The 14,252-nt window shown below is 36.8% G+C and carries 9 protein-coding genes; 4 read left to right on the forward strand and 5 right to left on the reverse strand.

Annotated features, from left to right (window positions below; translation table 11 throughout):
* Positions 1 to 529: 529 nt before the first annotated feature.
* Positions 530 to 919 (reverse strand): SRPBCC family protein, encoded by a 390-nt coding sequence (locus EG339_RS22465; RefSeq protein ID WP_123872244.1) that lies wholly within the window; start codon positions 917 to 919, stop codon positions 530 to 532.
* Between the two features lie 425 nt (positions 920 to 1,344).
* Between EG339_RS22465 and EG339_RS22470 the strand changes: the two genes are divergently transcribed.
* Entirely contained in the window at positions 1,345 to 1,956 is a 612-nt protein-coding gene (locus EG339_RS22470) for an NUDIX hydrolase (protein ID WP_123872245.1), read from the forward strand.
* Here EG339_RS22470 and EG339_RS22475 read toward each other — a convergent pair.
* Positions 1,949 to 3,220: a UDP-N-acetylmuramoyl-tripeptide--D-alanyl-D-alanine ligase gene (locus EG339_RS22475; RefSeq protein WP_123872246.1), complete on the reverse strand. Its 1,272-nt coding sequence runs from the start codon at positions 3,218 to 3,220 to the stop codon at positions 1,949 to 1,951. The two genes, EG339_RS22470 and EG339_RS22475, sit on opposite strands and share 8 nt — an antisense overlap.
* 141 nt (positions 3,221 to 3,361) lie before the next feature.
* Entirely contained in the window at positions 3,362 to 4,963 is a 1,602-nt protein-coding gene (gene gldJ, locus EG339_RS22480) for a gliding motility lipoprotein GldJ (RefSeq protein WP_123872247.1), read from the reverse strand.
* A 165-nt stretch (positions 4,964 to 5,128) separates the two neighbouring features.
* Here gldJ and porU point away from each other — a divergent pair, with 165 nt between their 5' ends.
* Together porU and porV are read left to right on the forward strand one after the other, a co-directional pair.
* Positions 5,129 to 9,025 (forward strand): type IX secretion system sortase PorU, encoded by a 3,897-nt coding sequence (gene porU, locus EG339_RS22485; RefSeq protein ID WP_123872248.1) that lies wholly within the window; start codon positions 5,129 to 5,131, stop codon positions 9,023 to 9,025.
* A gap of 59 nt (positions 9,026 to 9,084) precedes the next feature.
* Positions 9,085 to 10,233 (forward strand): type IX secretion system outer membrane channel protein PorV, encoded by a 1,149-nt coding sequence (gene porV, locus EG339_RS22490; protein ID WP_123872249.1) that lies wholly within the window; start codon positions 9,085 to 9,087, stop codon positions 10,231 to 10,233.
* A gap of 135 nt (positions 10,234 to 10,368) precedes the next feature.
* Here the strand turns inward: porV and blaCHM are convergent, their stop codons facing one another.
* Complete coding sequence (gene blaCHM / locus EG339_RS22495; RefSeq protein WP_123872250.1) at positions 10,369 to 11,127, reverse strand: CHM family subclass B1 metallo-beta-lactamase; 759 nt, start codon at positions 11,125 to 11,127, stop codon at positions 10,369 to 10,371.
* A gap of 256 nt (positions 11,128 to 11,383) precedes the next feature.
* Here blaCHM and EG339_RS22500 point away from each other — a divergent pair, with 256 nt between their 5' ends.
* On the forward strand, positions 11,384 to 13,648 hold the full coding sequence (locus EG339_RS22500) for an FUSC family protein (protein WP_123872251.1): 2,265 nt from the start codon (positions 11,384 to 11,386) through the stop codon (positions 13,646 to 13,648).
* Here EG339_RS22500 and EG339_RS22505 read toward each other — a convergent pair.
* Positions 13,629 to 14,243, reverse strand: a complete 615-nt coding sequence (locus EG339_RS22505) for a 4'-phosphopantetheinyl transferase family protein (protein ID WP_123872252.1) — start codon at positions 14,241 to 14,243, stop codon at positions 13,629 to 13,631. The two genes, EG339_RS22500 and EG339_RS22505, sit on opposite strands and share 20 nt — an antisense overlap.
* Positions 14,244 to 14,252 lie beyond the last annotated feature (9 nt).

A 14,252-nucleotide genomic window follows, 5' to 3' on the forward strand; every position in this document is an offset into this window, starting at 1 on the left:
TTTGTATTTTTAGCTCATCTTTGGAATGAGAAAAAATGACATCAGTACCAAAAGTTAAAACACATCATTTTCTCCCATGTAAATAGGACTGGAGCTTCTGTTGGATATCAGACGTATCGAAACACTGAATCGTTATGTATTAGATAATACGCTGCATAAGCTAAGTTTCTACGAAATCATTTTCATTGAAGAAGGAACAGGAATTTTCACATTAGATGAAAATAAGATCAAGATAGCTCCATAAACCATTATTTTCACAAGTCCCAGACAAGTACGTGGCTGGAAAATTCAGGAAAAGGTGAAAGGCTATACTCTATTCTTTGAAAAGGATTTTCTGCATCTTTTTTCCTCGGATGAACTATTTCTGTACCGGTTTCAATACTTCCAACAATATTCACGCCCTACCGGGATGAGGAACATAATTATCAGCAATTAGCAGAAGGATCGGCAGGTTTGGATTTAAATGCCGGGCTTTTTAAAAGCAACAGTAGTGTTAATAAAAAAACCTTCAGAAGTGAAGGTTTTTTTATTATTTATAGGCTTCGATCTTATCTGTCAATGTATTGATAAAGTTCTGTAATGGCTTTTCTACCATCATTTTGATGAACGGATTGAATTTTCCTTCAAATAACATCTGAACTTCAGTCTGGTTCTCACTGATCGGATTTAAAGTAGCTGTTAAAGAGAAATCCAAGCTTGAACTTGCAGATTTCAGTACTGCTTTCTGATCATTTACCTCATCAATTTTCAATGCAATTTCCGGCATTCCCTGTAATCCGAACTTGAAACCGTTATCTCTTGTTTCAAATTTCTGAAGACCATCCGGCATGAAATCTTTGTAGTTTTCAGGAGTTTTCAGTAATTCAGTTAGCTCCTTAGATGATTTATTGACAATAATTTTTCGTCCTTCTAAATTCATTTTTTTATTCTGTATTTAAATTCTTATAAAGATAAGCTTCTTTATATTTACGATAACAACAAAATTATAAAAAAAATCAACAAAGACGTTATCCAAAGCATACTTTTGAAAGCTGGATGCTCCAGCCGAATCAGAATTTCCAGTGGCTGGGTTCTATAATACGATATTCAGTATGTCAGGTTTTGAAACATAAATAAGAGCAATACAGCTATTACACTTATTTTAAAGGAAAGAATCTTACCTGAAGTAAACCAAACATTTGCTCCCTTTAAGAAAAATAAAGCCTGTAAATTGACTTATTTTATTGCTATAATTTGATATATTTGCGTATAAATTATGGTGAAAAGCCTGATAAAAACAATCTGTTTCCCGGTCTTTTAAAACCATTACCCTCTAAGGATCAATACTAACTATAAATTTCTGAGATGTATAAAGTTTTTGTGAACGAAAAAAAATTATTGATATCTAAACATCCCGAAGAACTTGAAAAAAAATTGGGGTATGAAAGTTTCACTACTTTAGAGATCGCATTGGACCTCTTAGAAAATACTTCTGTAAACGAACTTAATGTTTATGGTGAAAATATTGATGAGATCTGGCAGGAGTTCCAAAAGCTGTTCAGAATTATAGAAGCTGCCGGAGGGCTTGTTATTAACCCTGAAGGTGAAATGCTTTTCATCAGAAGATTGGGCAAATGGGATCTTCCAAAAGGCAAAATGGAAAAAGGAGAATCCAGGGAAGAGTCTGCGGTAAGGGAAATTGAAGAAGAAACCGGCTTAAGGGATGTAGAGCTTGTACAGTTCATTAACACCACCTATCATATCTATGTTGAAAGAAACGGTGAAAAAATCCTGAAATGCACGCATTGGTTTGAAATGAACTTCAATGGTGAAGATACTTCCAAACCACAGATTGAGGAAGGAATTACTGAAGTTGCCTGGAAAAACACCACTCAGATTAAAGATGAAGTTTTCCCAAGCACATTCAAGAATATTAAACTTATTGTAAAAGAGTTCTGGGCTTTAAAGGCTAAATAAAATCAATTACCTTTTCCAGCGCTATTCCTCTTGATCCTTTCAACAGTATATTTTCTGACTGAATTTTATGATGCTGTAAATATTCAGAAAGCTCGGCAGTATTTTCAAAGGCCAGCTCTGATGAATTCACTCCTTTAAAGTGTTTTCCCACTGTGATGATGGTATCAAAACCGAGTGTTTTAGCTAACTCTAAAATATTTTGATGTTCTTTTTTGCTTTCATCACCCAATTCCAGCATATCACCGATAATAATGGTTTTACTGCCTTCAAAAGTAATAAAGTTATGCAATGAAGCAGTCATTGAGCTTGGGTTGGCATTATAAGTATCCAGCACCAGCGTTCTGTTTTCTTTTTTCACTACCTGTGAGCGCATATTGGTTGGGGTATACTGTTCTACGGCATGTCTGATTTTATCAAAGCTGATTCCAAAATGAAGACCAAGGCTTGCTGCTGCACAAAGGTTAGTGAAGTTATAGTCTCCGGTCAGTTTAGATACTGCCTTTTCTCCCTGATAGATTAATCCTACAAAATGATCTTCTGAGAAAGGTTCAAAATTGTATTCGGATTCCGCTTTTCCAAAAGTGATCTTAGGTGAATAGCTTTCTGTTTTTTCAACCTGAATAGGATCATTTTCATTAACAATAATAGTCTGATGATTTTTTTTAAGATAATCATAAAGCTCAGATTTCCCTTTAATCACTCCTTCAAAGCCACCGAAACCTTCCAGGTGTGCTTTTCCAAAATTGGTAATATACCCGAAGTCCGGTTGTGAAATGGTACAAAGAAATTCTATTTCTTTCTGATGGTTTGCTCCCATTTCAATTACAGCCATCTCATGTTCAGGCTTAATGGAAAGAATTGTTAACGGAACTCCGATATGATTATTCAGGTTTCCATAGGTATACTGAACATTAAACTTTTCGGAAAGCACGGCATGAATAAGTTCCTTTGTTGTTGTTTTCCCGTTACTCCCCGTAAGGCCAATAAAAGGAATAGTAAGTCTGCTTCTGTGATAAATGGCCAATTGCTGCAGGAATGCAAGAGTAGACGGAACATAGAAAATATTTTTCTCTTTATTTTCAAATTCTGGCTGTTCAACAATTACAGCCAAAGCACCTTCTTCTATCGCCTTCTCTGCCAGCGTTGCTGCATTAAAATTCTCGCCGGAAAAGGCAAAAAAGATATCATTTCTGGCTATTTTTCGGCTATCGATCGTTACTTTGTCGGCCTGTAAAAATAAAGGATAAAACTGTTCTATATTCATTGGGAAATATCTATTTTTTCTGATAGTAATTACTCAATCTGTACTCTTATACTTGAGTTTTCCAGCTAAGTAATTTCGTTGCTCAAAAATAAAAAACCTTCCGAAAATCCGGAAGGTTTTTTAAAAGTATTTTGATAAATATTATCTTCTTGTTCTGCTCTTATCATTAGTTCTGGCATCCTGTGCAACACGGAAACCAATCCAACCATAAGCTTTACCTTGATTTTTATATCTTCTTTGTCCCGGATCAAGCCAGTATGCAGTATCTTGCCAAGAACCTCCTTTTACTACTCTAACATCGTTAGAGATTGCTGAAGTTCTGTCTTTAGTATCTTTCATCATTTTTACTCTTCCGCTTCCGTCTACAACAAATCTCTTACGAGGTGCATTGTACATATTAAATCCTGAAGCAGAATCTGATTCACTTCTGTATTCTAAAGAAGATTGTCTGTCTCCGTCTCTAAAGTTTCTGTAATCAGCAATTGTTTCTCTCTCAAACTGCCCTGGAAGTCCTTTGTATACTAATCTTCCATCAGCCAGGGTATCATACTTTATGGTACCTTCGTCTATCATTTTATAGGTTCCGTCACCGTTTCTTACGATAGCCTGAGGCATATTTCCTCTATAGTAGTTGAAATCATTGTAATCTTCATCAATGATAGGTCTGTAAACATCGGCAGTCCATTCTGCAACGTTACCGTACATACCATAGATACCAAGGTCGTTAGAAGGATACTGTCTTACATCTGATGTTTGCGCAGATCCATCGTTTTTCCACCCGGCAATACCTGAATAGTCTCCTTTACCCATTTTAAAGTTTTCAAGGAACATTCCTCTATCTCTTCCTTTGGTACCTCTTAACCTTTCGATTTCAGGCTTTTTACCCAGGTATTGGTTGTATTCTCTGTTTTTCGCCATTCCTAAAGCTGCATATTCCCATTCAACTTCAGTAGGAAGTCTGAATTTCTGAACCATTGCAGCGTTCGGAGCTCTGTTGGCAGCCAGCAATCTCTGGTTGGTAGTTTTCATACCGGATTTCTGCTGCATTCTTTTTTCGTTGATATATCCCTGCATTTCCGGATCATTCGCTTTGAATTTATCCATGTTAAATGCTGTACCACCCTGGTTATTGGATTCGTTGATATATAAATCTTTAGCAATCACACCTGCCTGCATCAAAGCTTTTTCGTTTGCTCTGTCTGTAAGCCATTCGCAATATCTGTTTGCCTGTGTCCAGGAAACACCTACCACAGGGTAGTAATCGAATTCCGGAGAACGCAGATAAGTTTCTTGATAATCGTTTCTTGATAATTTGTTATCCCATAATAAGGTATCTGGCAAAGCCCCGTTATAGATTTCCTTAAAACTAGGGTCACTTGGTGGGAATACATACTTCAACCATGTAAGGTATTCGCGGTATTCATAGTTAGTAATTTCTGTTTCTCCGATGAAGAATGAACTCACCTGCATTCTGCGCGGTGTATTATTCCAATCATGCATAACATCATCTTTCACTAATCCCATTGTAAAAGTTCCACCTTCTACATATACCATTCCCGGCCAACCCTTCTGCTTCTGTTGCTTTCCTGCAAAAAACCAACCCTGTTTTTCGTTTGGTTTCCAACCCGTTTTACTGACAAATTTTTTGGTACCGCCACCTTTGCTGGTCCCTGATCCGCCACAGCTGGTTAATGCAAGTGTAGAACTTAATGCTATTAATGAAAACAACTTTAGTTTTTTCATAGTCGATATAAATATTTTCAAGAGTACAAAGAAAAAATAAATTATTCAATAAATCAAATAAAGATTTGATTTTTTTGAACAACGATAACAAATTAATTTTATTGTATTACAATTTAATTCTAAAATTTTCATTTATTTTGTAATTTAGCAATTTCAATAATAAACATGAGACGAAAAATCACGCTTTTATCTTTAATCGCTTTTACATCAATACTTTACGCCCAAAAAAACACCATAGAATGGGATGGTTCAAAAATTCAGGACTTTGGTGATTCAAAATTAAATCTTCCAAATTTTAAAAATGGAGGTTTTTCTTTCAGCCAAAATAACATTTTTATAGTAACAAAGCAAAAAATCGGAGAAAAGGAGCTAAAAATTTCTGACCTTGCCTGGGATGGTGTTTCTAACCAGGATTTATTTGAATTGGATAAAGGTGGATTACCTGACCGTGATATTGCTGAAGTTAACTATTACACATTAGATGGAGAAAGATATGCCAGCATTAGTGTAGGTTTATTTAAAAAGACAAAAAGTGGTGTTCTGAGACTGTCTTCTTTTAATGTTTCCGAAGCCTCCACTCCAGTTAATACTTATGGAGGCGTCAATAAGATAGGAACTACCGATACCCCCCTTGCCAGCGGGAACTTTTACAAAATAAAGGTAGACAAATCCGGAATATTTAAAATTACCGCACAGTTTTTAAGAGATAACGGAATTAATCCCGCTTCTGTAAATCCTAAGAATATGAGAATTTATGGAAATGGCGGTATTATGCTTCCTGAATTCAATCAGGATCCCCGCTATAATTCTTTACAGGAAAATGCCATTCAGGTAGTGGGTGAAGATGACGGAGTATGGAATGATAACGACTATGCTTTGTTCTATGCCCAGGGACCTAATGGATATAACCTTTATGATACCAGCAACGGAAATGGCTTTAAAAGAAAAGAGACCAGAACAGATGCCAGTAATAATCTCAAAAATATATATGATGACTTTTCCTACTACTATATCAATTTTGATAAAGGCGCCGGAAAAAGAGTTGCTACTGTAGACGGAAACTTACCTGCTCAAATGATAACCCGGTATGACAGCTACCAGGTTATCAACAATGATCAGACTAATTTATTGAAAGTAGGAAGAATATGGGTAGAAGAAACTCCTTTCACCACTGAAAAGACAATCACCCTTACTACTAACTCTCCTATGCAGCCTACGGATGTTATAAAATACAGGTCACAGGTGGTAGGATACCGATCACAACAGAATTTTATTGATATTAAAATTAATGATCTGAATCCGTTTCATGATAAGGTTCCTACTGATGAACCTACCTATTCGTATATGTTCTACCCTATGAGGTATAACGGAAGCATTACCAATCAGACAGGAAATCAGATCACATTGAAATACACTCCTGATATTTCTGCAAATCCTAATGGGGCTTTTTATTTTGACTATCTTGAAGTACAGTACAAAGAGAATCTTTCATTCAATGGTTCGCAGATGAATTTCAGGGATTATTCTATCGTGAGCGGAAGTAATACCGATTATGGATTCAGTATTTCCAATGCATCCAGTCTGGAACAGGTATGGGACGTTACAGATATTACTAACGCCAACAGAAGAGTGAATAAAGCGGGAGCCGGCTTTTTCAATTTTGCATATAAGGCTTCTGACCAGTATTTCAACAATGAATTTGTTGCCTTCCGTGCAGATGCAGCTTTCACCCCACAGTTTGTAGGAAGAATTGCCAATCAGAACCTATCAGCAATCAGCAATATAGATTATCTGATTCTTACCGTACCGGAGCTGATGGGACAGGCACAAAGGCTGGCCAATTATCATCAGACAAAAAATAATTATAAGGTAGAAATTGTAGACGTTAATAAGGTCTATGAAGAATTTGGAAACGGAAGTAAAGATCTTACTGCCGTAAGAGATTTCGTTACAAAATTAAATACTCCGGAAGGAAGGCTTAAATATGTATTTATTCTTGGAGATGCATCTTATGATTATAAGAATAGAGTTCCCAATAATAACAATATTGTTTCAGCCTATCAAAGTGAACATTCTTCAGATTATGTACAGTCTTTCGTTACAGACGACTATATTGTAATGACACAGCCTCAGACCGGAACCAGCATACTGTACAATCTGCCCAACCTTCCCGTAGGAAGAATTCCTGCTTCCAATAACACAGAAGCGGCCAATATGATTGATAAGACTCTGGCTTATTACAATGCACTTCCAGGCCAATCCAGTCCTTTTGGAGATTGGAGAATGAAGCTTGATTTTGTTGTAGATGATAATGAAGAAGGCGGAAGCCCTTTCCATAATGTGATGAACAATGCACTGGTTAATGTATTTGAACAGCCAGGAGTACAGACCCTGAAAGAATACAATGTAAAAAAGCTGTATCAGGATGCTTTTACGATGCAAAGTACTGCGGGAGGGCCTAGATATCCGCAGGTAAACCAAGCCATTTCTAACAGTATAGGAAACAGTTTATATCTTTTCTATTTTGGACATGGAGGAATCAACGGTTGGGCTCAGGAAAGAGTATTAACCAGTACTGAAATCCAGAATTCCAATAATTTCTCCAACGTATATAGCAGATTTCCGTTTGTATCTACCATAACCTGTGAATTTACGTTATGGGATGAACCCTCTACCAATTCTGCCGGTGAGCAGTTCATAAAATTAAAGCAAGGAGGCCCCGCTTCTATGATTACTTCCAGCCGTGCTATAGCCATTGATTATGGGCGAAGCTTCACAGATACTTTCACCAAACATATTTTTAAATTAACAGGTGATGATTTTAATACTTTGGGTTACGCTCACCTGAATGCAAAAAAAGAAACTGGAGGCAATCCTAATCACCTCAGGGTAAATGTATTGGGAGATCCTGCCATGAAACTGAGCCGACCTCAAAGGCTATTAGTCATTGATAATATTGAAACTCCGGTTCCGGGATTGATAAGAGGTCTTGACTTCGTTAAAGTAAAAGGCCATATCAATAATCCTAACGGAAGTTTGAATACTGCCTTCAACGGAAGAGTTGCCATTAATATTTTTGATAAAAGACTGAATAAAAAAACACTGAACAACAATAACTGGAGCCATCCTGTTCTGAATTACACTGAAGAAGGAAGTGCAATCGTAAAAGCTTCCGGGCTGGCTGTAAATGGTGTATTTACTGCAGAATTCTATGTTCCTAAGGATATCAATTATGCTGTTGGTGAAGGAAGAATATTAGGATATGCTGATAATAAGGTAACCGATGTATTCAATAATCAGTCTGTTCAGGTGGGAGACATTAACCCTAATGGAATTAATGACAACCAGCCGCCAAAAGTAAAACTGTACATGAACAACACCAACTTTGCGGATGGTGGAATTACCAATCAGAACCCGATGCTTCTGGCTTGTCTTACTGACGATACAGGAATTAACTCTACCGGATCAGGTGTAGGCCATGATATTACCGTATATCTAGATGGTCAGGTTATCAATACGGTTATCCTGAATGACTTCTACTCTCCCGGTGAAGGAAACGGATGTCTAAATCCAAGTCTTGCCGAATATCAAAAAGGAAATGTAAGCTACCCTTTCAGAAATCTTCCGGTTGGGCAGCACCAATTAACATTTAAAGTTTGGGATATAAACAATAATTCAACAACTACAACGTTAAATTTTGAGGTTAAAGATGAAGCAGACCAACATCTGACGATCAACCGTCCGTTGAACTGGCCAAATCCATTCACCAATAAAACGTATATTCAGTTTGAACATAATTGTGATGATATCCTGGATGTGAATGTACAGATTTATACCATAACCGGCAGATTGGTAAGAACTTTATCTCAACCGGTAGTTGCAGAACCCTTCCTTCAGGGCTATAGAACCCCTCGTCAGGCTATAGAATGGGACGGAAGAGATGATTTTGGGGCTACTGTTGCAAAAGGTACATATATTTTTAAGATATTTGCAAAAAGTCAAAACCAAGAAAAATGCAAAGGAAGTGCCACAGCTGTAGAAAAAATGGTACTTTTGAAATAATTGAGTAACACATAGACAATAAAAATTATAAAAAACTGATAATATATAAAAGACAACATATGAATTTAACTACTAAACTGCTTTTAGGACTTGGGTTAAGTGCTGGTTTTCTAGGCTATTCACAAATAAACCCAGTACTTACCGGAGCTCCCTTCCTGAGAATTGCGCCAGATGCAAGAGCGGGAGGTATGGGAGATCAGGGGGTGGTGACCTCTCCTGATGCATTTTCACAATTCTGGAATGCAGCTAAATATCCTTTCAGCAGAACAAGTTCTTCCATAGGTCTTACCTATACACCCTATATGGGAAAACTTACCAACGATGTATTCTTATTATACGGAGCATTCCATAAATTCCTTGGCCAGGATGAAAGGTCCACCATTTCCGCAAGTATCTATTACTTTAATATGGGTGAGGTAGACCTTACTCAGTTAGTGGGTAATGACGTTACTTCAAACGGGGTATCAAAACCTAACGAGTTTTCCATTGATGTGGCGTATGGTCTGAAACTTTCTGACTCTTACTCCATGGCTGTAACCGGTAGATTTATCCGTTCAGACTTAGCTGGGGGATTCAATACAGATAACACCCTTAAAGCAGCCAACTCTTTTGCTGTAGATGTTTCAGCATATTATACGTCAGAAAGATTCTCAAGTTTCGGAGGATATGACGGTAAATTAAATGCAGGTCTTGCCATACAAAACCTGGGTCCAAAGCTTGATTATACCGGAAATGAAGAATCAAGATCCTATCTTCCTACCATGGCAAGATTAGGGGTTGGGTATGATATGTATCTGGATGACCTGAACAGAATCGGAATCTCTGTAGAAGGTTCAAAACTTTTGGTACCGGGATCTGAATATGTAGGGGTAGATGCTTACAGAAGACCTAAATATGAAATTCCAAACGTAGGCCCTATAGCAGGTATCGGAAAATCGTTTAAAAATCCAAACAGCATTATGTATAGTGGTGCTTTAGAATATTCATATGACAATGCTTTCTCAGTAAGAGGAGGTTACTTCCATGAAAGTGAAGAACAGGGAGCAAGACAATTCGCTACTGCCGGTATCGGATTAAAGTACCGTTCTTTCGGACTTGATCTTTCTTACCTGATCAATATGTCTAAAGTGAATACAGCATTGGATAATACCCTTCGTTTCGGTCTTACCTGGAACATTGGTGAAGAAACATCCAACAACGACCGTTAAAAAACATTTGCTATATAAAAAAGCCTCATACATCCGTCATGAGGCTTTTTTTGTAAATAGTGAATTGTCAATCCGCTTCTCTGATGAATTTTTATAAGCTTGGAAATCACCATTGGCTTTGCAAAGTAAAAGTGGTTATTGATCTTTAAATAGCTGGCTCGTATAATCCAATAGCTTTCCGTTTCCATATTCACCATGCCCCGGGATCACAATCTTTACGTCCGGATATTCTTTCTTAACTTTTTCAACGGTATCCGACCATGCTGAAACATTAGCATCACCTAAATATCCTTTACTGGCATCAAGTTCTTTCAATAAACATCCTCCAAACAATATATTTTCGCTTGGGAAATAAGCAACCGTATTATCTTTTGTATGTCCTTCTCCGAAAAATTTTGTAATCGTTTTTTTATTGCCTACTTTTAAAATAATAAAATCATTAAAGCTATTTTGAGGAACAGTAAAGTGATTTTCTTTGGCTAATTCTATAGTCTTTGAATAGGAATAAGAAGGAATCTTCTTTTTGTGAAACGCCATCAGGCCACCCAGGCTATCATCATGAAAATGTGTTGGAACCACTGCTTTAATTTTTGAATGGAGTTTTTCATTAATCCATTTGATAAGTTCTTCTGCATCCTTATCATGAGTAGGCGTGTCAAAAACAATAGCTTCATTATTATTTCTTACAACCAACCCGTTGCAGGGAACATTTCCAAAATCATTAGTTTGTTTAAAGGAAGTATGGATAAAAGTATTTTCCGAAATTTGCGTGATGACCAGATTGTCGGATTTATAAACCTCTTTCGTCTTAAAATTACTTTCATTCTGTGCACTGCAATTGAAAATGACGAAAGAAAACATAACAACAACTATCCTTTTAAGATTAACTTTCATATACTTATGGCTTTGGAAACTAAGTTAATAATTCTCAAAGCAAAACCAATTAAAGATTTTGTTAAAAAAAATCAATATTCAATCATCAACTTCACTGATAGCTTTCACTCATCATCATTCATCATTAGTTTTGTAACCAGCAAAAACTGACCATTCGCGATCTTAAAAACCAATTATTAAAAAAATATAATATTTAAGTTTACAAAAGTCTCTTATTTATGGTATTTCTTTTAAATTCAATAGTTATTTTTGTAGTATGAACTATTCGGCGGAGCTAAAAAAATTTGTAACCAGTCAGTATCTGTATTCTGCAATCAGAATTACATTAGCTACTGTTCTTCCATGTTTAGTTCTCGCCCACTTCGGTATTTTAAAAGAATATTTCCTCTTCCCTCTCGGAACCAGCTTTGTAGCGCTTACCGATCAGCCCGGGCCTTTTATCAGAAGAAGAAATGCACTGGCCTTTGCCATCTGCTGTTTTGTCTTTGTGGCATTAATTGCCAGCCTGGTAATGAATTTTAGGATATTGGTACTTCTTGAGATCATTGTTTTCGGGATGTTCTTCTCCTTAATTGGAGTGTATGGCCAGCGATTGGCAGCAGTGGGTTCATTATCACTGGTTGTACTTGCTATCTTTATTGACGGCCATCTTACAGGAGCCAATATCTTTAAAAGCTTACTGATATTCACCTGCGGATGTATCTGGTTTTTGCTGATATTCCTTGTGGTGACCACCATCCGTCCCTACAAATTAGCAGGTCAGATGATTGGTGAAAACTATCTTCAATTAGCCGAGTTTTTAAAAATCAAAGCCAATTATTACCAGAAAAATCCTGATTTTGACAAGCTTACCACTCAGGTTATTGCCAAACAGATTGAAATAAAAAACCTTCAGGAAGATACCAGGGAAACAGTTTTCAAAACAAGGACCATCGTTAATGAATCTACCACAACCAGCCGCTTGCTGATGCTGATGTTCCTTAATTCTATGGACCTTCATGAAAAGCTGATGACTTCTGAAAGTGATTATCAGAAGCTGCAGCAAAGCTTTGAGGACAGTATGATCCTGGTCAATATTCATGATTATCTTAACCTGCTGGCTGAAGAGATCACCAATATCGGAATTGCTCTCCAGGGTGGAACGCGGGCCAAACCAATGTTTAATCTTGAGCTGGAATTAAAGAATCTTAACTATCATTATTTCGAACTTAGAAATAAACAACTGTCTCCTGATAGCCTGGAAAACTTTATGGTTCTTCGTCAGATCCTGATGCGTATCAATGAAATTACCAAGGAGATCAACGAAATCTATAAAGTATTTTCCCAGGACATAAAACTGGCAAAAAGTTTATCCACCGGGCTAGACTTAAGAAAGTTCATGCCAAATGAACCCAAACTGAACTCTAAGGTTTTAAGAAATAATATTTCATTGTCTTCTTCTCATTTCCGCCATGCGATAAGAATTACAACAGCATTATTACTGGGATATCTATTCTCCATGTTTGATTTCCTGGGATTAGGACATACGTATTGGATATTAATTACCATTACAGCGATTTTAAAGCCAGCCTATTCCATCACCAAGCAACGGAACCTGCTGCGTCTGTACGGAACGGTTACCGGAGCTACGATCGCTTATATCATCCTGCATTTCATACATATTAACAGTGTTTTGTTTGCAATCCTGCTCATCAGCATGATAATGTGTTTCAGCTTTTTAAAAGGACGGTATTTTTGGGCAGTCCTTTTTATGACGATCTATATTTTCCTGAGTTTTAATTTTTTAAATCCCGGAAAAGTCAATATCATTTTCAAAGACAGGGTTCTGGATACAGCTATCGCCGGCATTATAGCATTTGCCGTTTCTTATATTGTACTGCCGGTTTGGGAACATACACAAAACCTGGATCTGATGAAAAAATCTGCAGCAGACAACCTCATCTATTTCCAGAGTGTGATGTCTAAATTTCTGCAGGGAACTTTTGATCTTGAAGATTATAAGGTAAAACGGAAAAATGCTATCATCTCATTGGCCAATCTTTCGGATAATTTCCAGAGAATGATTTCGGATCCTAAAAACCAGCAGAAAAAGCTGGAAGTGGTTCATCAGTTTGTAGCCACTTCACATCTTATTACAGCCTATACCGCATCACTTTCTCAATATTCTAAAAGCAATGAACAGTATCCTGAAATAGATGCTGAAAGCTGGAGCAGAAAAATTGAAGCAGAAATGCAGCAAACATCAACGTTACTCAATGGTGAGGATATCACGGAAGACCTTAGGATGGAAAGCCGCCTGGAGCCGGAAGATTCTTCTATTGAAGATATGCTTATGAAGAGAAAGACCGAAATTGAGGAAAATGAAATTGTAGACCGGAGAGATCCTGATAAAATTTCCCATTTAACGGAGCTTAAAAACATTCATGATATTCTGGAACTGATCTATGATGTTGCTAAGGAACAACGAAAGGTGATTGAAAAATACAGAAGTGAGAAGCATACTACTCCTCCACAATCGTAAAGCAGTAATCATCAAAAAATTCAACCCTGGCCTTAAATTCATCTGAAAACTGTTCGTCATATACCCGGCAGCTTATTTTATGGAGATGTTTCAGCCCAAAAGGTTTTACTTCATAATTTTTCTTCAAAGACCAGTATTTGGAATGGTGAATTTTGTACATGCTTTCTTTTACACTCCATATGATAGTGTAAAAAGTGTCTGCTTTATCTTCAGGGATAAATCCTCTTTCATTTTCATAGGTGAATTTATCAATCACTCTTAAAATCTTGGGATTGAACTTCTCGATATCTATTCCTATTTTATTTTTAGAAACAGCAATAGCTGCAAAAGGGAAAGAATGGGTAATCGAAATTTCTGCATCATTGGGGGAAAGAAAAGGCTCTCTTTCTTTATATAAGATCTTGGAATCTGGTTTCAAACCTTTCAGCAGTTTACGAACCATCAGCACTTCCAATAATTTTTTAGGATGATAGTCCTTTACCTTTTCAGCATTTTCCGGTTCCAGTAATTCATTGATATCAAGTGTTTCACTTTCATCATATTTCCAAACCAAAATAGTGGCATTATCATCTGAAAAATCTCTGTAAAGGGGCATTCTTTTTTT

The sequence above is a fragment of the Chryseobacterium bernardetii genome, from assembly GCF_003815975.1.
In the GTDB taxonomy this organism is placed as follows: domain Bacteria; phylum Bacteroidota; class Bacteroidia; order Flavobacteriales; family Weeksellaceae; genus Chryseobacterium; species Chryseobacterium bernardetii.